Source organism: Halochromatium salexigens, assembly GCF_016653295.1.
Taxonomy (GTDB): Bacteria; Pseudomonadota; Gammaproteobacteria; order Chromatiales; family Chromatiaceae; genus Lamprobacter; species Lamprobacter salexigens.
Genome location: NZ_NHSF01000059.1, coordinates 22143 through 48683, shown reverse-complemented (window position 1 = coordinate 48683; position 26541 = coordinate 22143). Strand labels below are relative to the sequence as shown.

Here is a 26541-nt window from a genome sequence, read left to right as displayed (position 1 = left end):
CCAAACGCTTTTCGGTCTCGCCGCTTCTCGATTGACCAGCACCATGATGTCCTCAGACGCAGCAACCTCCCCAACCCTCGAGCTTGCCCTGGACCTGATCCGCCGGCGCTCGGTCACTCCCGAGGACGCCGGCTGCCAGCCGTTGATGGCCAAGCGGCTCGCGGCGCTCGGCTTCGCCATCGAGCCGATGCGCTTTAGCGAGGTCGACAACCTCTGGGCCCGGCGCGGCAGCGACGGGCCGCTGTTCTGCTTTGCCGGTCACACCGATGTGGTGCCGCCGGGTCCGCGCGCGGACTGGACCTCCGACCCCTTCGCGCCCGAGATCCGCGACGGCCTGCTCTATGGCCGCGGCGCCTGCGACATGAAAGGTTCACTTGCGGCGATGATCACCGCGACCGAGCACTTCATCGCCGCGCATCCCGATCATCGAGGCTCGATCGCGTTCCTGATCACCAGCGATGAGGAAGGCCCCTCGATCGACGGCACCCGCCGCGTGGTCGAGGCGCTCTCGGCGCGCGGCGAACAGATCGACTATGCACTGGTCGGCGAGCCCTCGAGCCACCGGCGGCTCGGCGACATCATCAAGCACGGCCGGCGCGGCAGCCTCGGCGGGCGGCTGCGGATTCGTGGCAAGCAGGGGCATGTGGCCTATCCGACGCTGGCCGATAATCCGGTGCATCGCGCGGCGCCGGCCTTGGCCGAACTCTGTGCCGAGCACTGGGACGCGGGCAATGAGCACTTCCCGCCGACCAGCTTCCAGATCTCGAACATCCACGCCGGCACCGGCGCCGATAACGTGATCCCCGGCGAACTCGAGGTGCTGTTCAACCTGCGCTTCTCGACCGAGCAGACGCCGGAGGTGCTCCAGCAGCGCATCCAGGCGATCCTCGACCGCCATGGGCTGGATCACCAGATCGACTGGCGCGTCTCCGGGCATCCCTTCCTGACCCCGGCTGGCGCCCTGGTCGACGCCACCCAAGCCGCGATCCTCGCCGTCACCGAGGCGCCGAGCCAATGCTCGACCGCCGGTGGCACCTCCGACGGGCGCTTCATCGCACCCACCGGCGCCCAGGTGGTCGAGCTTGGGCCGATCAACGCCACCATCCACAAGGTCGATGAATGCGTCGGCGTCGAGGAACTCGACCAGCTCTCGGCCATCTACGCCGAGATCCTGCGCCGCCTGTTGACCTGAGTCTTGGGTCGGAGCGACGGCTCGATCCTCGTCTAGCGTTTTCGCGCGCGCTTGCGCCGGGGCGTTGGATCAGCGGCGAGCAGGGCCTTGAAGCGCGTGGCATTCTTGGCGCTGTCGAAGCCGGCGAAGACTTCGGCGAAACCGTCGCGAGCGCGCGCTTGATCCTGCAACAGTTGCCCGATCAACGCCCCCATCGCCAGCAAGGTCGCGGCGGGAAGCCGAGCCTCGCCACCGCTCGCATCAGCGGTCTCGCGCAGATGCCGGGCCTGCACTGCCGTGTCCTGAAAACGCCCGAGGTTATCGAGCAGCCGCTTGGTCTGCTTGATCTGCTCGCGCATCCGCTGCTTCGCGTACAGGCTCTGGAAGAACTCCATCAGGTAGCGCAGTTTCTTGCCGCTCTTGCGCAGCTCGTGCAGATCCTCCGGCGGTGACGCCTCGCTGATCGCCTGGCCCTCGGCGCGCACCCGCCTGAGCAGTGTGCGGATGCGCTGATCGGCGACTTGTTTGATCGGCAACGCGGCCTGGGTCGGCGGTGCCTCGGCAGGCGCCCGGGCGAGGTCCACGGGCGCATCGAGAAAGGCTCGCCAATCGTCGAGCAATTGCTCGAATCTCGGCGACGCGAGATCCAACGCCAGCTGCTGTTGGGCCTCGGCATGTTGCGCGAGCAGCAACTGGTACAAGGGCTCGAGATCCGGCTGCAAGGACGTCGGCAGGCGCTGTCGCAGGGTCGGGAAATCGAGCAGATAGACATCGAGGTCGCGCACCGGCCCGGTCACCTGCTGCAGCCAGGCGAAACGCGCCTTGAAATCGGTGACGGTAGCTTCGGGAAAGACGCCCTTGATCTGGCTCAGCGCCGAGCGCGTGCGACGGGTCGCGACGCGCAGATCATGCAGGTATTCGCTGTCGCGGTTCTGGCGCGCGCCCTCGACATTGGCCTCGATGGTCCCGAGCAGCCGGCGCAGGATCTGTTTGCTCGCCTGATCGGCACGCTGGGCCGGATCGAGTTCATCCACTTGCTCGTGTTCTTGCATCGCGTTGCTCCCTTGGCGGTATGTATGGACACGCACGCGGGTGGGCGCGGCCCGCGCCGCTGGCCTGATCACCGGTGACGACGAAGGTTTGCGCCATGCGCGTCCGCTCGTTGGATGAGCGGGGCGAGCAGGCTCAACGCCGGTCTTCGAGGGCATCCAAACCGCGCGCGAGATCATCCTGGATGTCGGCCACATCCTCGAGCCCGACGGCGAGGCGGATCAGCCCCTCGCCGATCCCGACCTCGGCCCGCGCCTCGGCGCTCAGCCGGCCGTGGGTGGTGGTCGCTGGGTGAGTGATGGTGGTCTTGGTGTCGCCGAGATTGGCGGTGATCGAGAGCAACTGCGTGGCGTCGATCACCGACCAGGCCGCTTTGCGCGCCCAGTTCGGCTGCGGCGCCGTGACCTCGAAGGCGATGATTCCACCGCCGGTTCGTTGTTGCGCCTGCGCCCCGGCGCTCGCCCCGTCCGCGATCAAATGATGCTGAGGATGGTCGGGCAGCCCCGGATAATAGACACGCGCCACCGCCGGATGCGCTTCCAACCAGCGCGCCAGTGTCAGTGCGCTCGCCGCATGCGCGTGCATGCGCAGGTGCAAGGTCTCCAGGCCCTTCAGGAACAGCCAGGCATTGAAGGGGCTGAGCGAGGGGCCGGCGGTGCGCACCACGCCGAAGACGTCCTCGCCGACCTGCTTGGCAGGGCCGACCACCGCGCCGCCGACGCAACGACCCTGTCCGTCCAGGTACTTGGTCGCCGAGTGGATCACCAGATCGGCCCCCTGCTCGAGCGGGCGTTGCAGCGCCGGCGTGCAGAAGCAATTATCGATCGCGAGCAGGCAGCCGTGGGCATGGGCGATCTCGCTCAGGGGGCGGATCGCGACCAGCTCGGTGAGCGGGTTCGAGGGGGTCTCGGCGAACAGCAGCTTGGTCTCGGGCCGGATCGCAGCGGCCCAGGCGTCGAGATCGCTGAGCGGGACGTAGTCGGTGGCGATACCAAAGCGGGCGAGATACTTGTCGAACAGCATGGTGGTGCTGCCGAACAGGCTGCGCGCGGCGAGAATGCGGTCTCCAGCCTGCAGCAGCCCCATGCAGGTGGCCAGGATCGCCGCCATGCCAGAGGCGGTGGCGACACAGGCCTCGCCCCCCTCGAGCGCGGCGAGCCGCTGCTCGAAGGCGCGCACGGTCGGATTGGTGAAGCGCGAGTAGATATTGCCCGGCTGCGCGCCGGAGAAGCGCGCCGCCGCCTCGGCCGCGCTCGCGAAGACGAAGCTCGAGGTGGCAAAGATCGGCTCGCAGTGCTCGCCCTCGCCAGTGCGCTGATGGCCGGTGCGGATCGCGCGCGTGGCGAGCTTCATGCGGTGTTGTAGAGTTCGATCACGGTCTCGTCCTGACCCGAGCGGCGCTCTTGCTTGGCGCCATCGCTGCGCGCTCGCTCCAGCTCTTCGAGATAGTCCGGGGTCACATCACCGGTCACATAGATACCATCGAAGACCGAGGTATCGAAACGGTCGACCAGGCTCTTGCCGCGCTTCTGCACGGCATCGATCAGATCATCGAGATCCTGGAAGAAGAGCCGGTCGGCGCCCAGCTCGCGCTCGATCTCGGCCTCGCTGCGCGCGTGCGCGATCAGCTCGCTCGCCGAGGGCATATCGATTCCGTACACATTCGGGTAGCGCACCGGCGGTGCGGCCGAGGCGAAGTAGACGCGTCGCGCGCCGGCATCACGCGCCATCTGGATGATCTGCTGCGAGGTGGTGCCACGCACGATGGAGTCATCGACCAAGAGCACGTTCTTGCGGCGAAACTCGAGATCGATCGCGTTCAACTTCTGGCGCACCGATTTCTTGCGCACCTGCTGGCCGGGCATGATGAAGGTGCGGCCGATGTAGCGATTCTTGATAAAGCCCTCGGCATAGGGCACGCCGAGATGATTGGCCAGTTGCAAGGCGGCGGTGCGGCTGGTATCCGGCACCGGGATCACGACATCGATGTCATGCCCTGGCCAAACCCGTTTGATCTTCGCCGCCAGCTTCTTGCCCATGCGCGAGCGCGCCTTGTGCACCGAGATGTTGTCGATGATCGAATCGGGCCGCGCGAAGTAGACGAACTCGAAGATACAGGGCGAGAGCACCGGCTGCGGCGCGCATTGCTTGGTGTGCAGATGGCCTTCGCGGTCGATGAAGACGCACTCGCCCGGCGCGACGTCGCCGATCAGCTCGAAGCCGATGGTATCGAGCGCCACGCTCTCGGAGGCGATGATGTATTCCTCGCCGGCTTCGGTCTCGCGCTTGCCATAGACCACCGGCCGAATGCCGTGCGGATCGCGAAAGCCGAAGACACCGAAGCCCGGGATCATCGCCACCGCCGCGTAGCCGCCACGACAGCGTCGATGCACACCCTCGACGGCGCGAAAGATGTCCTGCTCGTCGATGCGCAATTTGTTCTGCAGTTGCAGCTCGTGGGCGAAGACGTTGAGCAGGATCTCGGAGTCGGATTCGGTATTGATGTGGCGCAGGTCGTCGACGAAGACGTCGCGCTTGAGTTCCTCGGCGTTGGTCAGGTTGCCGTTATGGGCGAGCACGATCCCATAGGGCGAGTTGACGTAGAACGGCTGTGCTTCCGAGGAGCAGGAGCCGCCAGCGGTCGGATAGCGGACATGGCCGATGCCCATGTTGCCGCGCAGGCGCAGCATGTGCCGGGTACGGAAGACATCCCGCGCCAGGCCGGTATCCTTGCGCATGTGCAGCTTCTTGCTGTCGCTGGTGACGATGCCGGCGGCGTCCTGGCCGCGATGTTGCAACACCAGCAGCGCGTCATAGAGGATCTGATTGATCGGCGATTTGCCGACGATGCCAACGATTCCACACATGGACTAACTCACAGCGCTTTGATGCGCTCGTAGACATCGGGCGGTACCTGTTCCAGCATCCAATCGGCCAGGACCTTGAAGTGATCGAGCAGTTGCGATTGATCCCACCAGGGATCTTCGGTGAGCGGCGTCAATGAGGCCATGAAGACCACCAAGGCGACCAACACACCACCGCGCGCGGCACCGAAGAGCATCCCCATGAGCCGGTCGGTGCCGCCGAGCCCGGTCTTGTCGACCAGGGTCGCCAGCAGATAACCGAGCACGGCGCCAGCGATGAGCACGCCAAGCACCAGGATCAGCACCGCCACCGCGATGCGCACCGAGGGCGTCGAGATCCACGGCGCCAGCTCGAGCGCCACCGGCTCGTAGAACGTCCAGGCTGCCAACAGGGCGGCACCCCACACCAGGAGCGAGATCACCTCCCGAACCAGCCCCCGCGCCAATCCGATCAGCGCCGAGAGCGCGATGATGGCGATGATGACGTAATCGACCCAGATCATAGGGCTCACCGCTCAAGGATAGCGTTGCACCAATGGCTGACCACCGGTGTCGGCCGAGAGCTGCTCGGCGAGGCGATCAGCCCGCGCGCGTTCGACCTCCGGGCCGACCCGGACCCGATAATAGCGACGCCCTCCCACCTCGGCCTGCTCGATGAAGGCGGGATAGCCCTTGCCGCGCAGCTCGTCTTGCAGGTCGCGCGCCGCCTCCGATGAGCCAAGGCTCGCGACCTGGATGACCCATGCGCGGGCACCGGCTGGCACTGGCTTGGGTCCGGCCGGGGTCGATGTCGAGCGGTCTCGGCTGTTGTCCGCTGCCGCCGAGGCGGAGGCATCCGCGCGCTGTTCGGCCCGCGCCGGCGCGGCTGGCGATTCGGCGGGCTCGGCCCGCTCGGGTGGTGGCGGTATCGAGGTCCAGTCCTGAGACGCCTCGGCGTCCGGCTCCGACGCCGGCGGCTCTGGCGTGGGGAGCGGCATCGGCAAGTCTTCGGGCTCGGCAAGCCGCTCATCCGCCGGCGGCTCGAGGGCGCGCGGGTCGTCTTCGCGCCAGGCCTCGTCCTCGGGGGCCTCCGGGATCAGGATCGGCTCGCCGAGACCGGTGTCGTCGCGCTCGACCAGCATCGGCACGAAGATCACCGCCAACGCGACCAGCACTGCCGCGCCGACCAACCGTCTCTTGGCCGCTTCATCCATCTGCATGGTGCCCCGGGGTGCAATTCATAAAACAGTCGCAATTATACAGCAGCCGGGCTCAACCTGCGCAGTGCCGCCTCGACGGTGACGAAGGAGCCGAACACCAGGATCAGATCCGCTGGCTCGGCCTCGGCCGCAGCGGCGGCGAGTGCCTGTTCCAGATCCGCATGCGATCGCCAGGTCGCCGCTGGCGCACCCTCGCTCAAGGCCGCCTCGATGCGCGCCAGCGGCATGGCCCGCTCACTGGCTGCCGGCCCCAGATGCCAGTGCGCGATCAGCCCGGCAAGCGGGCCAATGACCGCGCGCGGATCCTTATCGGCGAGCAGTGAGAGCACCGCGAACCGGCGCCCGTGGCAGGGATAGCTGGCAAGGTTCTCGGCCAACGCCAGCGCTGCCTGATCATTATGCGCCACATCGAGCACCCAGGTCGGCTGCCCGGGCAACACCGTGAAACGCCCGCCGAGCGTGACCCGCAACAAGCCTTGGCGGAGCGCCGCGACGTTGACCGGAAGCCGATCGCGCAATTGCTCCAAGGCGCCGAGCGCGGCGGCGGCGTTGTCGTGCTGGCAGCGACCGCGCAACGCAGGCGTCGGGAGTGCCCGATGCTGTTTGCCGTGCGGCCCGCGCCAGGTCCATTGACCGGTTTCGGCGATACTCCAATCCAACTCTTGACCAAGCTGCAGCGGCAGCGCGCCGACCTCCTCAGCGCGCGCGCGCAGCCGTGCCGGGGCATCGCGCTGGCCGATCACGGCCGCCCGCCCCGGGCGGAAGATACCGGCCTTCTCGAAGGCGATCTGCTCCAGGGTGTCACCGAGCCAGATTGCATGGTCGTGGCCGATACTGGCGACCAGCGCGACATCGGCGTCGATCATGTTGACCGCGTCCAGACGACCGCCGAGCCCGACTTCGAGCAGGGCGATCTCGACCTCGGCCCGCACGAAGCAATCCAGCGCCGCGAGGGTGCCGAACTCGAAATAGGTCAGCGGTGCCTCTCCGCGCGCCTGATCGATGCGCGCGAAGGCTGCGCACAATGCCGCATCGCTCGCCATCTCGCCGTCGATACGCACGCGCTCGTTGTACTGCAACAGGTGCGGCGAGGTGTAGGCGCCACAGCGATACCCGGCGGCTCGATACCAGGCCTCGAGATAGGTCACGCAAGAGCCCTTGCCATTGGTGCCGCCGACGGTGATGACCGGACAGGGCAGTGCGCCCGGCCTTAGCTCTGGATGCAGCCGCGCCCAGACCGCGCTCACGCGCTCGAGCCGCAGATCGATCCGGCTCGGATGCAGTGTCTCCTGCCAGGCCAGCCAGTCGGCTAGGGTTTCAAAGCGCATCAGCCCCGACCAGCCTGGGCGCTGCGTTCAGAGCGGACCCGGCGGCATGGTGCGCGCCTCGACCACGGCCAATTCGTTCGCGCCAGGGCTGTCCGCCGCCGGGGCGTCGTCGATCACCGAGCGGCGCATCAGCATCGCGACCAGGTCGCTGATCCGATCACGCAGCTCGCGGCGATCGCAGATCTGGTCCAGGGCCCCATGCTCGAGCAGGAATTCACTGCGCTGGAAGCCATCGGGCAGGGTCTCGCGCACCGTCTGCTCGATCACGCGCGGACCGGCGAAGCCGATCAGCGCGCCCGGCTCGGCGATATTGATATCCCCGAGCGTCGCCAGACTCGCCGAGACACCGCCCATGGTGGGATCGGTCATCACCGAGATGAACGGCAGCCGTGCCTCGCGCAGCTTGCCGAGCGCCGCGCTGGTCTTGGCCATCTGGAACAGCGAGAACAGCGACTCCTGCATGCGCGCACCGCCACTGGCGGAGAAACACACCAGGGGCGCCTCCAGCTCGAGCGCGGCATCGACCCCGCGCACGAAGCGCTCGCCGACCACCGAGCCCATGGAGCCGCCCATGAAACGGAACTCGAACGCAGCGGCCACGCAGGCCATGCCCTTGAGCCGGCCACGCATGGCGATCAGCGCTTCCTTCTCGCCGGTCTGCTTCTGCGCCTGGCTGAGCCGATCCTTGTACTTTTTCATGTCCTTGAACTTGAGTGGATCGGTCGAGTCCAGCTCGGCGCCGATCTCCTCGCTCGATTCCGGGTCCAGGAACTGCTCGAGCCGCTTGCGCGCGACCACCCGGTTGTGATGCCCGCATTTCGGGCAGACCTCGAGATTGCGCTCCAGCTCGGCGCGATAGAGCACCGCGTTGCAGCCCGGACACTTGTCCCAGAGTCCTTCCGGGACCGCGCGCTTGCTGATCGCCTCGGTACGGATGCGACTCGGGATCAGTTTCTCGAACCAGCTCATTGCCTCACCGCGGGCAGTCTTCTCAGCCATGCTGGCCTCCGTTGTCGGTCGCGTCGATCGCGGCCCTTAGCTCGCCGAGGAAATCGCCAATCACCGTGGGAATGCGCGTGGCTTGGCCTTGCTCCGCCAGCGTCTCGATGCGACCGACCAGCGCGCTGCCGACGATCACCGCATCGGCCACCCGCGCCACTTGGGCTGCAGTCGCGGCGTCGCGGATGCCGAAGCCGACCCCGACCGGCAGCGCGATGCGCGCGCGGATCGCGTCGAGCTTGGCGCTGACCTCATCGATATCCAGCGTGTTCGCGCCGGTGACGCCCTTGACCGAGACATAGTAGACGAAGCCGGAGGCGACCTCGGCGATCGCCTCGATGCGCGCGGCATCCGAGGTCGGCGCCAGCAGATAGACCAGGTCCAGTCCCTGCGCCTTGATCGCATCGACCAGTTCGTGGCTCTCTTCCGGCGGCACATCGACGATCAGCGCGCCGTCCAGGCCGGCCTCGCGCGCGGCTTCGGCGAAGGCCGCGTTGCCCATCACCTCGATCGGGTTCAGATAGCCCATCAAGACCACGGGCGTCTCGCTGTCGGTCTCGCGGAAGCGGCGCACGATGCCAAGCACATCGCGCAGCGAGACGCCTTGCGCCAAGGCGCGCTCGGTGGCGCGCTGGATCACCGGCCCATCGGCGATCGGGTCCGAGAACGGCACCCCGAGTTCGATCAGATCGGCGCCGGCGGCCACCATCCGATGCATCAGTTCCAGCGTCACCGCAGGCGAGGGATCGCCGGCGGTGATGAACGGGATCAGCGCGGTGCGACCCTGCGCGTGCAGGTATTCGAAGCGGGTCTGGATACGGCTCATAGCTCGAGCCCATCCATGCGCGCAACGGTCTGCATATCCTTGTCGCCGCGCCCCGAGAGGTTGATCAGGATGCTTTGATCCTTGCGCAGCGTCGGCGCCAGCTTGGCCGCCTGCGCCAGCGCATGGCTGGTCTCGAGCGCCGGGATGATGCCCTCGGTGCGGGTCAGCCCGTGGAAGGCGGCCAGGGCCTCGTCGTCGGTCACCGCGACGTACTGGGCACGGCCGCTGTCCTTGAGCCAGGCATGTTCGGGGCCAACGCCCGGATAATCGAGCCCGGCCGAGATCGAATGGGTGTCGCGGATCTGGCCGTTGGCGTCCTCCATCAGATAGGTGCGGTTACCGTGCAGCACGCCGGGCTCGCCAGCGCAGAGCGGCGCGGCATGGCGGCCGGTGGCGAGCCCATCGCCAGCGGCCTCGACGCCGATCATCGCGACCTCCTGGTCCTCGATGAACGGATGGAAGAGTCCGATGGCATTGGAGCCACCGCCGACACAGGCCATGACCACATCGGGCAGGCGCCCGGTCTGCTCGATCATCTGCGCGCGCGCCTCGCGGCCGATCACTGATTGGAAGTCGCGCACCATGGCCGGATAGGGATGCGGGCCGGCGACGGTGCCGATGATGTAGAAGGTGTTGTCGACATTGGTCACCCAGTCGCGCATCGCTTCGTTGAGCGCGTCCTTGAGCGTGCGGGTGCCGGACTTGACCGCGACCACCTCAGCGCCGAGCAGGCGCATGCGGTAGACATTGGCCTCCTGGCGCGCGACATCGACCTCGCCCATGTAGACCACGCACTCGAGCCCGAGCCGGGCGGCGACGGTGGCGCTGGCGACCCCATGCTGGCCCGCGCCGGTCTCGGCGATGATGCGGGTCTTGCCCATGCGCCGCGCCAGCAGCGCCTGACCAATGGTGTTGTTGACCTTATGGGCGCCGGTGTGATTGAGGTCTTCGCGCTTGAGGAAGAGTTGCGCGCCACTCAGCTCGCGGCTCCAGCGCTCGGCATGGTAGACCGGCGACGGGCGGCCGACGTAGTCGCGCAGATCGGCATCGAGTTCGCGCAGGAAGTCCGCATCGGCCAGGTAGCGCTCGTAGGCCTGACGCAGCTCGGTGAGCGGATGCATCAGCGTCTCGGGCACGAACATGCCGCCATAGGGGCCGAAGTGGCCGCGGGCATCGGGCCACTGATAGGGCGCCGCCGTCAGCGCGGACGGCACGCCCTGTGCGAGATCATCAGCTCTGGTCGCCATCACGTACACCTTTCATGAAATCAGTCATCTTGTCAGGGGCCTTGAGCCCCTTCGCCTGCTCGATCCCGCCGCTCACATCGACCGCATGAGGGCGCAGCTGGCGAATCGCCTCGGCCACGTTGGCAGCCGTGAGCCCACCGGCGAGGATGCTGCGCCGCGCCTGCCGCGCGGGCACCAATCCCCAATCGAAGCAGCGTCCGGTACCCCCAGCGAGCGCGGGATCATAGGTATCGAACAGCAGTGAGCGCGCGCCGGCATAGCGGTGCGCTTCGGCCGCGAGATCGACCCCGGCGCGGACCGCGATCGATTTGATCCAAGGCCGGGCGAAGCCGGCGCAATACGCGGGCGGCTCGGCGCCGTGGAACTGCAGGACATCGAGCGCAACCCGCTCGAGCACGGCACGCACCCGCGCGGCCTCGGCATCGACGAACAGCCCGACCGCGCTGACGAACGCCGGCAGCGCGTTCACCAGCCGCGCCGCTTGCTCGATCTCGACCGCGCGCGGGCTCGCCGGATGGAAAACCAGCCCGATCGCATCGACCCCGAGCGCCACCGCCGCCTCGACATCGTCGAGCCGGGTGAGACCGCAGAACTTGACCCGTGTTCGCATCGATCGCGCCGTCTACGTCGCAAACCGCGCATTAGAGCATAGCCGGCAGGTTTTCGTCTGGCCTTGGATCATCGCCCATCAGCGCAGCGACTCCCGCCTCATCGGCAGCGGACGGCAACCCAAAGGCCGCCGGGTAATCGACCCGCACCAGATAGAGCCCATGCGCCGGCGCCGTGACCCCACCTTGCGCCCGATCGCGCAGCGCCAGCAGCTCGGCGGCCCAGTCGACCGGCCGCTCCCCGCGCCCGATCGCCAGCAGCACCCCGACCAGATTCCTGACCATGTGATGCAGGAAGCCGTCGGCACTGACGCTGAGCACCAGCAGGTCGCCGCGCTCGCTCAGATCGAGAGCGTGCAGGGTGCGCACCGGGCTCTTCGCCTGACAGGCCAAGGCACGAAAGCTGGTGAAGTCGTGGCGCCCGATCAGCGCTGCCGTCGCCTCGCGCATCGGCGCCACCGAGAGCGCCCGATGGGTCCAGAAGGCGCGCCGATGCCAGAGCGCCGAGCGCGCCGGTCGGCGCAGGATCAGATAGCGATAATGCCGCGCCACCGCCGAGAAGCGCGCATGGAAATCGGCATCGACCGCGCGCGCCCAGCGCACCGCGACCTCATCGGGCAGGTGCGCGTTCACGCCGAGCGTCCAAGCGCGCTCGGAACGCACGGCCGTGGTCTCGAAATGCACCACCTGCCCGGTCGCGTGCACCCCGGCATCGGTGCGACCGGCGCAATGCACCCGCACCGGCTGATCAGCGACCCGTGCCAGCGCCTCCTCCAGCACCTGCTGCACGCTGAGCGCATGATGCTGGTACTGCCAGCCACAGTACGGGGTGCCGAGGTATTCGATGCCTAACACAATGCGTCTCGGCGCAAGACCCTCGGTCTTATGGGTCAAGCTCATCGTCCGTCCCCGTCCCTCTCCAAGTGCCAGCGCGTCTCGGGGACATCTTCGGTCGCCACATCGTTCACCTCGACGACCGGCATTGCGATGAGTGAGTCGTCCTCCTCGGCGTCGTCTTTCGGCCGATCGTTCCCCGCGGCGATTGTCTCTAACCTCGATTCCGATGACTCGGCCGACGCGGCATCGGTCATTGGCTCGAGTTCATCAAGCTCAAGAGACAGCTCCTCATCCTGTCCTGTTGGGTCTAGCGCCTCCCGAGTGACCGCGGAGTCCAGCATCACAGCGGACTCTTCCTGCTTGCGCCGCCGATGCAGGACAAAACCGAGCAACGTCAAGAGCAGCACGACAGCGACCAGGGGTAGCGCCCAGCCAGGCATAGCGTTGCGCCCGGCAGCAAGGGTCGTGCTCGGATCAAGCCCGGACGCTTGCTCAGCCGGATGCGAGCCGTCATCGGCGGCATCGGCAGACTGTTGCTCGAACGCCGCTTCAGGCTTGGGAGGCATCGGCTCCACCTCCGCGACGAGATTCGTATTGGCGAGGTTAGCCAGTTGCGCATTGCGCCGTTCGAGCAACCGGCGGATAGTGCTCAACCGCGCCTCTAGCTCCTGTACCCGCGCCCGCAGTTCCGTGGCCTCTTGACGATTGGCCTCGCTCTGCTCGCGCATCAGCAATAGCTCGGCCTCGAGCAGCGCCATGGACGCGCCCGACTCGGATTCTGGTGTCGGCGCCAGCCCTTTTGCCCCGACCGCTGGTGCTGGCGCCTTGTCCTCTGTCCCAGGCTCTGGCACTAACGCCGCCTCATCGGCCCCAACCTCTGGAGCCAGCGCCGGCCCCGCGGCCTCAACCGGTGGTTGTTCGGTACGCGCAACCCGAGCGCCCGTGCGTCCAGTCGTCTCCTGGCTGGCATCGGTCAAACGCGCATCCACATCAGTCAGTGGCACCTGCGCGATCCGCGCACCAGCGGCGGCAGCCCAATACTGCTCACGCGCGGCTTCGGGATCGAGTGCGAGGAGTTCGGCGCGCGTTGGGATGATCAGCTCGGCTCCCTGCCGCAGACGATTGATGTTGCCGTCGACGAAGGCCCCCGGGCTGTTGCGATGGAACGCGAGCGCGAGCTGCTCCAAGGTGGCGCCGGGCATCGCCAGACGTCTCCCAACCTCGGTGAGTCCCACCCCAGCAGGCACTGGCCCATAGCGCAATGGAAAATCGCGTTCGAGCACCCCCGTCGCGCGTTCGGCGCGCGGGGATGAAACCGCTGGCGGATCGAGCAGCACCGCATAGTCTTTCACTAATCGCCCGCCCGGCCAAAGCAGCTCGAGTAATAGGACCAGATAGGGTTCGCGAATCGGCGCGCGGCTGATGACTTGGATGATCGGCCCACCCTTTGGACCGATCATCGGCGTGAAGCGCAGCTCGGTCAGGAATGCTGGCCGTTCGAGCCCAGCCTGCTCGAAGGCCGCTGGGCGGGCAAGGCGCGCCTCGACCTGGTCAAGGTCCGACTCATTAACATCGAGCAGATCGATCTCGCCGTGGAAGGGCTGATTCAACGCCGACCGCGTGCGCAGCTCGCCAACATCCAGCGCGGGAACTCGCGCGGCGGGCAGGAGCAGGAAGACGGCGAGCAACCCGCCCAGAGCTTTAGACGCCGTGGAGGAACTCATCCTCTAACAGTCGGTCGCTTATCGCGAAAATGGCCATAGGACAGTCCAAGAGCTAGAGTCTTTCCGAGTGTCTATAGGTGCCGTCATCAACGCTCGAGCAGGAGGCGAAGCATCCGGCGCAAGGGCTCGGCCGCGCCCCAAAGCAACTGATCACCGACGGTAAAGGCGTTAAGAAACGCTGGCCCCTGCGCCATCGCGCGCAGGCGCCCGACCGGAATACTCAAGGTCCCGGTCACTGCCGCCGGCGAGAGCTCGGCGATCGTCTGCTCGCGCTCGTTCGAGATGACCCGCACCCAGTCGTTGGCTTCCGCGAGCATCGTCGTGATCTCATCGATGGGCATCGCCTGCTTGAGCTTGATCGTCAACCCTTGACTGTGGCAACGCATCGAGCCGATGCGCACGCAGGTGCCGTCGATCGGGATCGCGTTCTCCGCGCGGCCTAGGATCTTGTGGGTCTCGACCCCAGCCTTCCATTCCTCTTTCGACTGGCCATTATCCATCGGCTTGTCGATCCAGGGGATCAGACTGCCGGCGAGCGGCACGCCGAACTGCTCGCTCGGGAAGGTCCCGGCGCGCATGGTCGCGGTCACCGCGCGGTCGATATCGAGGATCGAGCTGCGCGGATCGGCCAGCAGGTCGCTGACGCTAGTCTGCAAGGTGCCCATCTGCGCGAGCAGTTCACGCATGTTGCGCGCGCCGGCACCCGAAGCGGCCTGATAGGTCATGGCGCTAACCCAGTCGACCAGATCGCGCCGCAACAGCTCGCCGATCGCCATCAGCATCAGGCTCACCGTGCAATTGCCGCCAATGAAATCGCGTTTGCCGGCGTCCAACGCATGCTTGATAACCTCGAGATTCACCGGGTCGAGGACAATGGTACTGTCCTCACGCAAGCGCAGCGTCGAGGCGGCATCGATCCAATAGCCCTGCCAGCCGCGTCCGCGCAGCGTCTCGAAGACCTGCTCGGTGTAGTCGCCGCCTTGGCAGGTGACAATCGCGTCCATCCCGGCCAAGGCGTCGAAATCATGGGCATCGAGCAGCGCCTGGGCGCCTTGCCCGATATCAGGCCCCGGTTCACCCTGTTGCGAGGTCGAGAAGAAGCGCGCCTCGGGAATCAGCGCGAAGTCATTCTCATCGCGCATCCGATCCATTAGGACCGAGCCCACCATGCCACGCCAGCCAACGAAACCGACCCGATTCATCACGCTCTAACCTCTGTTATCAATAAGACTCAGCGAGCCTGACTAGCCAGCCTAAGCACGAATCGCTTCGAGCACCGCATCGCCCATCGCGGCCGTGCCGACCGCCGTCGTGCCAGGTGCGGCGATATCACCCGTGCGCAGCCCCTGATTGAGCACCTTGGAGACAGCCTGCTCGATCCGATCTGCATGCTCCGGCGCAGACAGCGAGTAGCGCAGCATCATCGCTACCGAGAGGATGGTCGCGAGCGGATTGGCGACGCCCTGACCGGCGATGTCCGGCGCCGAGCCATGGATCGGCTCGTACATGCCCTGATTCTCGGCATTCAGCGAGGCCGAGGGCAGCATGCCGATCGAGCCGGTCAGCATTGCCGCCGCATCAGAGAGGATGTCGCCGAACATGTTGGTCGTCACCATCACGTCGAACTGCTTGGGCGCGCGCACCAGCTGCATCGCCGCGTTATCGACATACATATGACTGAGCTCGACCTCCGGGTAGTCACGGCCCACGCGGATCGCGACCTCACGCCAGAGCTCGGTGCACTCGAGCACATTGGCCTTGTCCACCGAGCAGAGGCGCCGGTTGCGCCGCATCGCGGTGTCGAAGGCGACGCGGCAGATGCGCTCGATCTCGGATTCGGTGTAGACCAGGGTATTGATGCCGCGCCGCTCGCCGCTGGCCAGCGTCTCGACACCGCGCGGCTGGCCGAAATAGATACCGCCAGTGAGTTCGCGCACGATCATGATATCGAGCCCGGCGACCACTTCCGGCTTCAGGGTCGAGGCCTCGGCAAGCTGCGGATAGAGGATCGCCGGGCGCAGGTTGGCGAACAGGCCAAGCCCGGCGCGCAGGCCGAGCAGACCCTTCTCCGGGCGCAGCGCGATCTCGAGCGGCTCCCACTTGGGGCCGCCGACAGCGCCGAGCAGTACCGCATCGGCGGACTTGGCTAGATCCAGCGTCGATTCTGGCAGCGGCAAGCCGCAGTCGTCATAGGCGGCACCGCCAACCAAGGCGGTCTCGGTCTCGACAGCGAGGCCAAAATCAGCGCGCAGGCAATCGAGCAGCTTCACGGCCTCGGCAACGATCTCGGGGCCGATGCCATCGCCGGGCAAAATCAGAATCTTCTTGGTCAAACCTGTTCGCTCCAAATTGTGTATTAAAAAGTGCCCATTTGGCGATTCGCTCTCCGTTGCTAGGCTAGACCACTTGCCGCTGGAGTCCTGGCTGGACGATCCGCAGCCGGAGGCGCTCAGTGCATGCCTGCAAGATCGAGCTGCTAGGTTGCAGCCGACGCGAACAGCCAGGGCACTTGCTGTTGGCGCCGCTGCTCGTAGGCGGCGATCTCGTCGGCGCGCTCCAGCGTTAGGCCGATGTCATCAAGCCCGTTAAGTAAGCAATGGCGATGGAAGGCATCGATCTCGAAGGCGATCGGCTCGCCGCTGCTGGGCTGCAAGCGCTGTCCCTTCAGATCGACCTCGATCTCGAGCGGAACAGCGCCGCCCGCAAGCGCGAACAGCGCATCGATGGTCTGCTCATCGAGCACGATCGGCAACAGACCGTTCTTGATGGCGTTCTGACGAAAAATATCGGCGAAGCTCGGTGCGATCAGCACCCGAAACCCATGATCGGCCAACGCCCAGGGCGCATGCTCGCGCGAGGAACCGCAGCCGAAGTTATGCCGCGCAAGCAGAATCTTGGCCTTGCCATAGCGTGGATCATTGAGCACGAAGTCCGGGTTTAGCGGTCGGCCCGCGCAGTCCTGCCCCGGCTCGCCGTGGTCCAGATAGCGCCACTCGTCGAACAGGTTCGCACCAAAGCCGGTGCGCTGGATCGACTTCAGGAACTGCTTGGGGATAATCGCATCGGTATCGACATTGGCGCGATCGAGCGGCATCACCGCACCGCGAAAGGTCTCGAAGGGTTGCATCATCTAAAACTCCCGCACGTCGACGAAGCGCCCGGCGACGGCGGCCGCGGCGGCCATCGCTGGACTGACCAGATGGGTACGTCCGCCTTGCCCCTGGCGGCCCTCGAAATTCCGATTGCTGGTTGCGGCGCAACGTTCCCCGGCTTCAAGCCGATCGGCGTTCATCGCCAGACACATCGAGCAGCCCGGATCGCGCCACTCGAAACCGGCGTCGATGAAGATGCGGTCGAGCCCCTCGGCCTCGGCCTGCTGCTTGACCAGACCCGAGCCCGGCACCACCATCGCCAGCATGACCGAATCGGCGACATGGCGCCCCTTGGCGACCTCGGCCGCCGCGCGCAGGTCCTCGATGCGACCGTTGGTGCAGGAGCCGATGAAGACCTTGTCGATACCGATTTCGGCGATCGGCGTAAGCGGCTCTAGGCCCATGTAGGTCAGCGCATGGCGATAACTGCCAGCCTTGACCGGATCGGCCACCGCATCCGGATTCGGAACCTCGCTGTCCACTGGCACCACCATTTCAGGCGAGGTACCCCAGGTCACCTGCGGGCGAATATTGGCCGCATCGATGCGCACCACGCGGTCGTACTCGGCGCCAGGATCGCTGTTCAGCGAGCGCCAGTAGTCGGCCGCCTGTTCAAAGACTTCGCCCTTCGGTGACCGCGGGCGATCGCGCAGATAGTCGATGGTCTTCTCGTCGATACCGATCAACCCGGCGCGCGCGCCGGCCTCGATGCTCATATTGCAGACCGTCATCCGGCCTTCCATGCTCAGCGCCTGGATCGCATCGCCGGCGTACTCGATCACATGGCCGGTGCCGCCAGCGGTGCCGATCTCGCCGATGATCGCCAGCACGACGTCCTTGGCGGTGATGCCACGACCAAGCTCGCCATCCACGCTGACCAGCATGCTCTTGGGCTTGCGCTGCAGCAGGCACTGGGTGGCCAGCACATGCTCGACCTCGGAGGTGCCGACGCCGAACGCGAGCGCGCCGAAGGCGCCGTGGGTCGAGGTATGGCTGTCGCCGCAGACGACGGTCATACCAGGCTGCGTGAGACCCTGCTCGGGACCGATCACGTGCACGATGCCCTGGCGGGGATCACCCATGGCAAAGAGTTGGATGCCAAACTCGCGACAGTTGGCCTCGAGCGTCTCGACCTGCAGCCGCGAGATCGGATCGACGATGCCGAGATGCCGATCGCTGGTCGGCACGTTGTGATCCGGCACCGCCAGGTTGGCCTCAGGGCGGCGCGGCTTGCGGCCGGCGAGCCTGAGCCCCTCGAAGGCCTGCGGCGAGGTCACCTCATGCACCAGCTGGCGGTCGATGTACAGCAACGCGGTGTCGTGCTCGTCCGTGCGCACGATGTGGTCATCCCAAATCTTGTCGAAAAGTGTTCTTGGTGGGTTGGTTTGAGCCGCCATCGGGCGTTGCTCCGATCGAAAAAGAAGCCGTGCAGGATAAACCGCCGGCGCGAAAGGCTCAATGCGTGCGTTACACAGTCACCCGCGATTGGCGCAAGACATGGCTGCGCGAAGAGCGGCATACTGAGCTGAGTCGCAAACAGACGCGAGGCCTCCCACGCTTGAATACCAACATCGTCAAGATCGGTCCGGGCAGACAGGTTACCCTCCATCTCGCGGTCTATCTCGATGACGGCACCGAAGTCTTATCAAGCTTCGGCGACGAACCGATTCGTTTCCGGATGGGCGATGGCACGCTCGCATCCGGCCTTGAGAGCCTATTGGTCGATTTAGAGCCCGGCGCCAACGAGCAGATGCTAGCCGATGGCGCCGCGCTCTTCGGCACCCCGGATGGGGCGCTGAAGCATCGGGTTCCGCGCAGTGATCTACCAAAGGGATTCATGCTCGAGCCGGGCCAGGTCATCCAGTTCCAAACCCCGGGTGGACAGGAGACCCCCGGCACCGTCTTGACCGCAGACGACACCGAGGTCGAGATCGACTTCAATCACCCACTCGCGCGCCGTAGACTGCGCATCCACGCGCAGGTGCTCGATGTCTTCTGAATTATACTAAGCACCTAAAACCCAGTAGCACGCTAGGCCAACTGCCGATGCCCAAAGACGTCCAGCCTCCAATCGAGCGTGTCGAAGCCCTCTACGCCGAACTGGTGCAGCATTACGGCGAGGGAGACCAACGCGAACTCCGCGCAGCAGCGAAAATTCTGCTAGTCGCGCTGGCCAAGTTTCAAGAGCATGGCGGCCCGGACTGGACCACGCTCTTGGATGAATACGTCGACATCCTGAAACGAGACCCCAAGCACTTCCAACGCATGCTCGAGAGCAATCGCGCGACGACACCGGACGAGCTTCTGGCTTAATATTAGGAAATACTAATTTAAGGAGTGTCCATCGATGCCATCGAACCCAAGACTCCGGCGGCTGGCGACCCTCGCCCTGCTGCTGTTCTCGCATATCGCCATCAGCAACGCGACCGATGCTGGCTCAAACGATGCCGATCCGAGCCAAGACCCAACCAGCACCACCTTCGCCACCACTGAGGTCCGCTATCGCGTCGTGCCGAAGGAATACCGCCTCGACGGCGTGGTCGAGGCGATCCATCGCACCACGGTCTCGGCGCAGACCAGCGGTCAGGTCGAGGAGATCCTGTACGATGTCGATGACTTCGTCGAGAAGGGCGAGGTCATCGTGCGTCTGCGCGATACCGAGCATCGGGCACGGCTCGCGCAAGCGGCCGCCGAGCTGCGATCGGCCTCGGCGCAGCTCGAGCAGTCGCGCGACGAGTACGCCCGTATCCAAGGGCTCTATCAGCAGCAGAACGTCTCCGAGTCGGCGATGGACCAGGCCGAGGCCGACCTCGAGAGTGCCGAGGCCCGTCTCGAAGCCGCGCAAGCCAACCTGGAGCAGGCGCAGGAGCAGCTCGAATACACCCAGATTCGCGCCCCCTACTCCGGCATCGTCATCCGCCGCCATGTCGAGCTTGGCGAGGTGGCCAGCCCGGGCAGCCCAGTGATGAGCGGGATCTCACTGGAGGAGCTGCGGGTGATCATCGATGTGCCACAGAGCGCGATCCCGGCGGTGCGCGAGCGCGGCGAGATCAATATCTATCTACCCAATGGCGAGATCGCCGAGCCAAGCCGCATTACGGTCTTCCCGTTCGCCGATCTTGGCTCGAACACCTTCAAGGTGCGCGCCGATTTGGAGACCAACACCGAGGGGCTCTTCCCCGGCATGTTCGTCAAGACCGCCATCGTCACCGGTGACAAGGAGGCACTCACCATCCCCAGCGCCGCCGTGGTCTACCGCTCCGAGGTCACCGGTGCCTATGTAGTCAGCGACGACGGCCGTATCCACCTGCGCAAGATTCGCACCGGCTCGAGCCTCGATGGCGAGATCGTCGTGCTCTCCGGCCTGAGCCCAGGCGAGCGGGTCGCGCTCGATCCCGTCGCCGCCGGTGTCGCGCTCAAACGCCAAGCGGAGGCGAACCGCCAGGATCGCCAAGATGGCTGAGTCCCAGGTTACAACAGAGAACAGCGCTGGAACCACTGAGGCCACCAGCTCCGACGGAGCGACAGCTCCACCGGGCCAGCAGACGACGCTTGGCATCTCCGGGCGCATCGCGCAACGCTTTCAGGATGCCAAGATCACGCCGCTGCTGGCGCTGGTGGGCCTCCTGCTCGGGCTGTTCGCGATCCTCATGACGCCGCGCGAGGAAGAGCCACAGATCAACGTCACCTTCGCCGACGTCTTCATCCCCTTCCCCGGTGCCTCGGCGAGCGAGGTCGAACACCTGGTCGCCGGCCCGGCCGAGCAGGTGCTCTCCGAGATCCAGGGCGTCAAGCATGTGTACTCGGTCTCGCGCCCGGGGATGGCGCTGATCTCGGTCCAGTTCGAGGTGGGCGAGGACCGCACCGAGGCCATCGTACGGCTGTGGAGCAAGGTCAATTCCAACGCCGATTGGCTGGCCGAAGGCCTCGGCGTTGGCGATCCGCTGATCAAACCCAAGGGCATCGACAACGTGCCCATCCTCACCGCCACCCTCTGGTCGGCGGATCAGCAGCTCGGCGCCTATGAGCTAGGGCAGGTCGCGCATGCGATCGAGCAGGAACTGAAACGGGTCGCCGGCACCCGCGATGTCTACACGGTGGGCGCCCCGCAACAGGTGATGCGGGTCATCCTCGATCCGCAGGCGCTGGCCTCGCACGGCATCGACCTAAGCGACCTGAGCCGCGCCTTGCAGGCGGGCAACAGCAGTCGGGACGACATCGCCATCGTCGCCGATAACCGCGAGATTCGGGTCCAGGCCGGGACCATGCTCGCCAGCGTCGATGATATCGCCGAACTGGTGGTCGGCATGCACGGCGGGCGCCCGGTCTATCTGCGTGAAGTCGCCCGCATCGAGCGCGGCCCCGAGGTGCCCCAGGCCTATGTCTGGATGGGCGCGGGCCCGGGTGCGGGCACCGCTGATCGTTCCGGTGTCGACGCGGTCACCGCCGCCGACGGCCAAGTGCTGGCCGGCACGACCCCGGCGGTCACCATCGCCGTGGCCAAGCAGGAAGGCACCAATGCGGTGGCCGTCGCCGAGCAGGTCATCGCGCGCTTCAAGCAACTCGATGGCATCTTCATCCCCGACGGGGTCGAGGTCAGCATCACCCGCAACGATGGGAAAACGGCCGATGCCAAGGCGCGCAAGCTGATCACCGAGCTGGGCTCCGCGACGATCACCGTCATCGTCTTGGTGGCGCTGGCGATGGGCTGGCGCGCCGGGCTGGTGGTCGGCGGAGCGGTCATCGTCACCCTGATGTTAACCCTATTCGCTTCCTGGGCCTATGGCTTCACCCTCAACCGGGTGTCGTTGTTCGCGCTCATCTTTTCGATCGGCATCCTGGTCGATGATGCCATCGTCGTGGTCGAGAACATCATCCGCCACATGGCCATCGGGCGGCACAAGATGCTCGACCTGATGCCAGGCGCGGTCGACGAGGTCGGCAGCCCCACCATCCTCGCCACCTTCACCGTCATCGCCGCCCTGCTGCCGATGGCCTTCGTCTCTGGGCTGATGGGACCCTACATGAGCCCGATCCCGATCAACGCCTCGATGGGGATGCTAATCTCTCAGGCTGTCGCCTTCGTGCTCACGCCCTGGCTCGCCTATCAGGTGCTCGGCCGGCGCCATGATGCCGCGCTCGCCGACCACGCTCATCAAGCTGGGTCATACGCGCCGAGCCGTGCTGCGTCACCACAGGATGGGACCAACCCGCATCTCGCCGCTGGCAACGAGTCGGCACCAGCGCATCAGAAGCACGAAACGGAAGAGGACGAGGCCAATCCGAAGCTGCAATGGCTGTTCGATCGGGTGATCACGCCGTTCCTGGAAGGGCGACGCGGCCTGATCAACCGTTGGCTGCTGCTGGCCGGCATCTTGCTCATGATCGGCGCCTCGCTGCTGCTCCCACTGAGTCAGATGGTGATCCTGAAGATGCTGCCGTTCGACAACAAGAGCGAGCTGCAGGTCGTGCTCGACATGCCCGAGGGCAGCAGCCTGGAGCAGACCGCGCGCGTGCTCGGAGAGCTGGGGCATTACCTGGAGACGCAGCCCGAGGTCGCCGACTATCAGGCCTATGCCGGCACCGCCTCGCCGATGAACTTCAACGGCCTGGTGCGCCAGTACTATCTGCGCGATCAGGCCCATCAGGGCGACCTACAGGTCAATCTGGTCGCCGACGAGCAGCGCGAGGACAAGAGCCACGCCATCGCGCTGCGACTGCGCGAGCCGCTGCAGGCAATCGCCGAGCGCCATGGCGGTAACGCCAAGATCGTCGAGATCCCGCCCGGACCGCCGGTGTTCGCGCCGCTGGTCGCCGAGATCTATGGCATCGACTATGACGAGCAGATGGCCCTTGCCGAGCAGGTGCGCGACGTCTTCGCTGGCACCGATGACATCGTCGATATCGATGACTCGATGGAGTACCCAGGGCGCAAGTTCGTGCTCGTGGTCGACCGTCCCAAGGCGGCGCAGCTCGGGGTCGATCAGGCCAGCGTCGCCAAGGCTCTGGCCAGCGTGCTCGGTGGCGAGGACATGGCCTATCTGCACGGCGCCAACGTCAAGTACGCGGTGCCGATCCGGGTCGAATACGACGAGGCCGACAAGGCCGATCTGGATCAGGTGCTGGCGCTGCGGGTGCGCTCGCGCGGCGGCCAGCTGGTGCCGCTGTCGGAGATCGTCACGGTCGTCGACAGCCAGCGCGAGTCCAGCATCTACCACAAGGATCTGCTGCCGGTGGTCTATGTCACCGCCAACATGGCCGGCGAGATCGACAGTCCGCTGTACGGGCTCTTCATCATCGCCGGTCAGCTTGATGCGGATCTCTCGCAGTGGTACACCCGCCAGCCGGAGAATCCCTATGAGCCCAGCATCAAATGGGATGGTGAATGGCAGGTCACCTACGAGACCTTCCGTGACATGGGCATTGCCTATGCCTTCGGGCTGGTGCTGATCTATCTGTTGGTGGTGTTCCAGTTCCGCAGCTATGTGGTGCCGCTGATCATCATGGCGCCGATCCCGCTGACCATCATCGGCATCCTGCCCGGCCATGCGCTGCTCGGTGCCCAGTTCACCGCCACCTCGATGATCGGCATGATCGCGCTCGCCGGCATCATCGTGCGCAACTCGATCCTGCTGGTGGACTTCATCAATCAGCAGGTGCGCGCCGGCGACCCGCTGGAACGCGCGGTCATCGGCTCGGCGGTGGTGCGTACCAAGCCGATCGTGCTCACGGCGTTGGCGACCATGGCCGGGGTTTCGTTCATCCTCAGCGACCCGATCTTCTCGGGCCTGGCGGTGTCGTTGCTGTTTGGCCTGTTCGTCTCCACGGTGCTGACGCTGGTGGTGATCCCGGTGGTCTACTATGGGGTGATGCGCAAGCGGGTGGAGTGGATTCGGACTGCGACGGGCTAAACGATCGACAGCAAACAGGCTCGACCAGCATGCCCGCGAAGGCGATCTATCGAAAGAAGGAACAGTTCGATAACGGCGTGCTGATCGAGGTCGTGATCTGGCAGTTGTCGGAGCCGATTCCCGGCGAGCTTGAAGCGATGGACTCCTTCGAAAGGTCGAGCCATTTCCGTAGCTCACTGATGAAACAACTCCACCCTCGCGATGGTCCTAGACGCTAGCTCCGTCAATATCAGGCCAACAAACCCATGCGTTCGCTTTCCCGCCGTCTGACCTCCGTCCTCTTCGCCACCCTTGTCGTCACCCTGCCCCTGCAGGCCCTGGCCGCGACCGAGTCGATCGTCCTCGGCATGGGCTGCTTCTGGGGCGCCGAGAAGCGCATGTCCGAGATCCCAGGTGTGCTCGATGTCGAGTCCGGCTATGCCGGCGGCGATGCCGAGCGCGCCAGCTATCGCGACGTGCTCAACCTCGAGAAGCGCATCCAGCGCGGCAAGAGCGATGCACGTAATCATGCCGAGGTGGTCAAGGTGACCTTCGATCCCGAGCAGGTCGGCCTCGAGCGGGTGCTGATCGGCTTCTGGGAGAGCCACAATCCGACCCAAGGCGATCGCCAGGGCAACGATGTCGGCAGCAACTACCGCAGCGCGATCTACGTCTCCAACGAGGCACAACGCGCCGTCGCCCTCGAGACCCGCGACGCCTATCAGCAGGCGCTGAGCGCGGCCGGCTTCGGCCCGATCACCACCGAGATCGCCCCCCTGCGCCACTACAATCGCGCCGAAACCTATCATCAGGACTATCTGACGAAGAACCCCGATGGCTACTGTGGGCTCGGCGGCACCGAGGTCGCCTATCCTGGTTCCGATCAAGGCGAGACCGCCAAGCCGCAGGCCGATCGCCTGCAGGCCAGCGACCTCGATGCCGAACGCCAGCTCATCGTGTTCGAGGCCGAAGACTGTCCGTTCTGTCAGGCATTCCGTGCCGAGGTGCTCGAAAGCTGGTCCTCAGCGGTGCCAGTGGTCACGACCCTGAATCCGCGCCCACCTGAAGGCTGGATGCTGGAGAAGGATCTGTTCGCCACCCCGACCATGGTCCTGTTCGAGGACGGCAAGGAAATCTCGCGCTACACCGGCTACAAGGGCGATAAAGCGCGCTTCTGGCAATGGCTCGGCTTCCAGATCCTGACCCCGGAGCAGCAGCGCATCGCCTTCGAGCAAGGCACCGAGCGCGCCTTCAGCGGCTCGCACCTGGATGAGAAGCGCCCCGGTGTCTTCGTCGATCCGATCACCGGCGCGGCGCTGTTTCGCAGCGATACCAAGTTCGAGAGCAAGAGCGGCTGGCCGAGCTTCTTCAATCCGGTCGAAGGGGCCTTGACCTACCATGAAGACCGCTCCCATGGCATGCGCCGCACCGAGGTGCGCAGCGCCAGCTCCGGCATCCACCTCGGCCACGTCTTCGACGACGGCCCACCACCGACCGGCAAGCGCTACTGCATCAATGGCAACGTGCTGAGCTTCGTGCCGGATCGCGACTGAGCGCTACAGATTCAAGGCGCTGTATGGGGCTCTGGCCCTGGCCGAGCCAGGAAAAAGCCTTGCACGTAATCGACGGCGTGCTCTTGCAGCCAAGCCAGATCCTCGGCCTGCTCGACGCCCTCGGCCACCACTTCGATGCCGAGGTCGTGCGCCATCTGGGTCACGCGCTCGATGATGATCGCCTGCACCCGGTTTTGACTCACCCCATCGATCAGGGAGCGGTCGAGCTTGACGAAGTCGGGGCGCAGGCTGGGCAGCAGACCAAGCCCCGCGTAGCCGCCGCCAAGGTCATCGAGTGCGATCCTGAAGCCGGCATCGCGATAATAGCGAAGCACGTTGGCCAGATGCTCGGGATCGCCGATCCGTTCGGTCTCGATGACCTCGAAGACGATGCGCTCACGCTCCAGTCCGGCCTTCTCAACCGCCGCCACGGTGGTGCGCAGACAGTTCACCGGATCATAGACCGCCGCTGGGGTGAAATTGATGAAGATCCGGCTGCTGACTTCATGTGCCGCAGCATGCTGCACGGCGGTGATGCGCGCCAGGCGATCCAACGGAAAGACCAGATCGGCTTGCGTGGCGAGTTCGAACATCAGGCCAGGTGACACTGGCGCTCCTTGCTCGTCGATGCCGCGCAGCAGACACTCATGGGCGAAGACCCGATCGGGCTCGGCGACATGGAAGATCGGCTGGAAATGGGTGGTGACGCGCTGGGCGTGCAGCATCTCCTGCAGCCAAGCGCCGCGCCCGCGCGCGATATAGGTCTCCAGGCTCTCGACCTGGCGCAACTGCGCGAAGCCAGGCTCCCCTTCTCCGGCCATGAATAGGGCACGGCTGTCATGCGCCTCGGCCCGGGTCGTCTGCGCGGCGAGCAAGGTCGCCAAGGCGGCATGGTCCTCGCCACCGACGGGGATGATCAGACCGGTCTGATCCGGGGTCTCGGTGCTCGCGAGGGCGTTGGCCTTCAACGCGGCGCGCAGCTTCTGCTTGGTATGCCCGAGCGGCGGCCAGATGAAAAGCCGCCCGGGCTCCTGACGCGGCGACCGCGGCGGACCACAGCGCTCACAGTCATGTTCGTTCGTCATTGAAGCGC

At 65.7% G+C, this 26541-nt stretch carries 24 protein-coding genes; 7 read left to right on the top strand and 17 right to left on the bottom strand.

What is annotated here, in order from left to right:
- The first annotated feature begins 43 nt into the window (after positions 1-43).
- Complete coding sequence (gene dapE, locus CCR82_RS10100) at positions 44-1192, top strand: succinyl-diaminopimelate desuccinylase (RefSeq protein ID WP_242513394.1); 1149 nt, start codon at positions 44-46, stop codon at positions 1190-1192.
- 32 nt (positions 1193-1224) lie between these two features.
- Here dapE and CCR82_RS10095 read toward each other — a convergent pair whose 3' ends face one another.
- From CCR82_RS10095 to leuC, 16 genes are all read right to left on the bottom strand, one after another.
- Positions 1225-2223, bottom strand: a complete 999-nt coding sequence (locus tag CCR82_RS10095; protein ID WP_201245664.1) for a CHAD domain-containing protein — start codon at positions 2221-2223, stop codon at positions 1225-1227.
- A gap of 133 nt (positions 2224-2356) precedes the next feature.
- A complete protein-coding gene (locus CCR82_RS10090) occupies positions 2357-3574 on the bottom strand; it encodes an O-succinylhomoserine sulfhydrylase (protein WP_201245662.1) in 1218 nt (405 codons plus the stop codon).
- Positions 3571-5088: an amidophosphoribosyltransferase gene (purF, locus tag CCR82_RS10085; protein WP_201245660.1), complete on the bottom strand. Its 1518-nt coding sequence runs from the start codon at positions 5086-5088 to the stop codon at positions 3571-3573. Before purF ends, CCR82_RS10090 begins: the two co-directional genes overlap by 4 nt.
- 8 nt (positions 5089-5096) lie before the next feature.
- Entirely contained in the window at positions 5097-5588 is a 492-nt protein-coding gene (locus CCR82_RS10080) for a CvpA family protein (protein ID WP_201245657.1), read from the bottom strand.
- Positions 5589-5600: 12 nt separating this feature from the next.
- Positions 5601-6278 (bottom strand): SPOR domain-containing protein, encoded by a 678-nt coding sequence (locus tag CCR82_RS10075; RefSeq protein ID WP_201245655.1) that lies wholly within the window; start codon positions 6276-6278, stop codon positions 5601-5603.
- A gap of 41 nt (positions 6279-6319) precedes the next feature.
- Positions 6320-7612, bottom strand: a complete 1293-nt coding sequence (locus CCR82_RS10070; protein ID WP_201245653.1) for a bifunctional folylpolyglutamate synthase/dihydrofolate synthase — start codon at positions 7610-7612, stop codon at positions 6320-6322.
- A gap of 27 nt (positions 7613-7639) precedes the next feature.
- Entirely contained in the window at positions 7640-8581 is a 942-nt protein-coding gene (gene accD, locus CCR82_RS10065; protein WP_201246036.1) for an acetyl-CoA carboxylase, carboxyltransferase subunit beta, read from the bottom strand.
- Positions 8582-8603: 22 nt separating this feature from the next.
- Complete coding sequence (trpA, locus tag CCR82_RS10060; protein WP_201245651.1) at positions 8604-9437, bottom strand: tryptophan synthase subunit alpha; 834 nt, start codon at positions 9435-9437, stop codon at positions 8604-8606.
- A complete protein-coding gene (gene trpB / locus CCR82_RS10055; RefSeq protein ID WP_201245650.1) occupies positions 9434-10684 on the bottom strand; it encodes a tryptophan synthase subunit beta in 1251 nt (416 codons plus the stop codon). The genes trpA and trpB overlap by 4 nt, the downstream gene beginning before the upstream one ends.
- Positions 10668-11294 carry a phosphoribosylanthranilate isomerase gene (locus CCR82_RS10050; protein ID WP_201245648.1) on the bottom strand — a complete coding sequence of 209 codons (627 nt, stop codon included), beginning with the start codon at positions 11292-11294 and terminating at the stop codon, positions 10668-10670. The genes trpB and CCR82_RS10050 overlap by 17 nt, the downstream gene beginning before the upstream one ends.
- Positions 11295-11325: 31 nt before the next feature.
- Positions 11326-12192: a tRNA pseudouridine(38-40) synthase TruA gene (gene truA, locus CCR82_RS10045; RefSeq protein ID WP_201245647.1), complete on the bottom strand. Its 867-nt coding sequence runs from the start codon at positions 12190-12192 to the stop codon at positions 11326-11328.
- Complete coding sequence (locus CCR82_RS10040; protein ID WP_201245646.1) at positions 12189-13853, bottom strand: type IV pilus assembly protein FimV; 1665 nt, start codon at positions 13851-13853, stop codon at positions 12189-12191. The genes truA and CCR82_RS10040 overlap by 4 nt, the downstream gene beginning before the upstream one ends.
- A gap of 86 nt (positions 13854-13939) precedes the next feature.
- Positions 13940-15055, bottom strand: coding sequence for an aspartate-semialdehyde dehydrogenase (gene asd, locus CCR82_RS10035; RefSeq protein ID WP_201246035.1), 1116 nt, complete (start codon positions 15053-15055; stop codon positions 13940-13942).
- Positions 15056-15106: 51 nt separating this feature from the next.
- Positions 15107-16186, bottom strand: a complete 1080-nt coding sequence (gene leuB, locus CCR82_RS10030; protein WP_201245645.1) for a 3-isopropylmalate dehydrogenase — start codon at positions 16184-16186, stop codon at positions 15107-15109.
- Between the two features lie 143 nt (positions 16187-16329).
- Entirely contained in the window at positions 16330-16980 is a 651-nt protein-coding gene (gene leuD, locus CCR82_RS10025) for a 3-isopropylmalate dehydratase small subunit (RefSeq protein WP_201246034.1), read from the bottom strand.
- A gap of 3 nt (positions 16981-16983) precedes the next feature.
- Positions 16984-18402 carry a 3-isopropylmalate dehydratase large subunit gene (gene leuC, locus CCR82_RS10020; protein ID WP_201245644.1) on the bottom strand — a complete coding sequence of 473 codons (1419 nt, stop codon included), beginning with the start codon at positions 18400-18402 and terminating at the stop codon, positions 16984-16986.
- A gap of 161 nt (positions 18403-18563) precedes the next feature.
- On the opposite strand from leuC, the gene CCR82_RS10015 reads away from it, so the two are divergent.
- The 6 genes from CCR82_RS10015 to msrA are packed head-to-tail and all read left to right on the top strand — an operon-like array spanning position 18564 to position 25448.
- Entirely contained in the window at positions 18564-19004 is a 441-nt protein-coding gene (locus CCR82_RS10015; protein WP_201245643.1) for an FKBP-type peptidyl-prolyl cis-trans isomerase, read from the top strand.
- Between the two features lie 47 nt (positions 19005-19051).
- Entirely contained in the window at positions 19052-19318 is a 267-nt protein-coding gene (locus CCR82_RS10010) for a hypothetical protein (protein WP_201245641.1), read from the top strand.
- Positions 19319-19352: 34 nt separating this feature from the next.
- Entirely contained in the window at positions 19353-20468 is a 1116-nt protein-coding gene (locus CCR82_RS10005; RefSeq protein WP_201245639.1) for an efflux RND transporter periplasmic adaptor subunit, read from the top strand.
- Positions 20461-23916 (top strand): efflux RND transporter permease subunit, encoded by a 3456-nt coding sequence (locus CCR82_RS10000; protein ID WP_201245638.1) that lies wholly within the window; start codon positions 20461-20463, stop codon positions 23914-23916. The genes CCR82_RS10005 and CCR82_RS10000 overlap by 8 nt, the downstream gene beginning before the upstream one ends.
- A 29-nt stretch (positions 23917-23945) precedes the next feature.
- Positions 23946-24134: a hypothetical protein gene (locus tag CCR82_RS09995; protein ID WP_201245637.1), complete on the top strand. Its 189-nt coding sequence runs from the start codon at positions 23946-23948 to the stop codon at positions 24132-24134.
- Positions 24135-24161: 27 nt separating this feature from the next.
- Positions 24162-25448 (top strand): peptide-methionine (S)-S-oxide reductase MsrA, encoded by a 1287-nt coding sequence (gene msrA, locus CCR82_RS09990; RefSeq protein WP_201245636.1) that lies wholly within the window; start codon positions 24162-24164, stop codon positions 25446-25448.
- An 11-nt stretch (positions 25449-25459) separates the two neighbouring features.
- On the opposite strand, the gene CCR82_RS09985 is transcribed toward msrA, so the two are convergent.
- Complete coding sequence (locus CCR82_RS09985) at positions 25460-26533, bottom strand: EAL domain-containing protein (protein WP_201245633.1); 1074 nt, start codon at positions 26531-26533, stop codon at positions 25460-25462.
- Between the last annotated feature and the right edge of the window lie 8 nt (positions 26534-26541).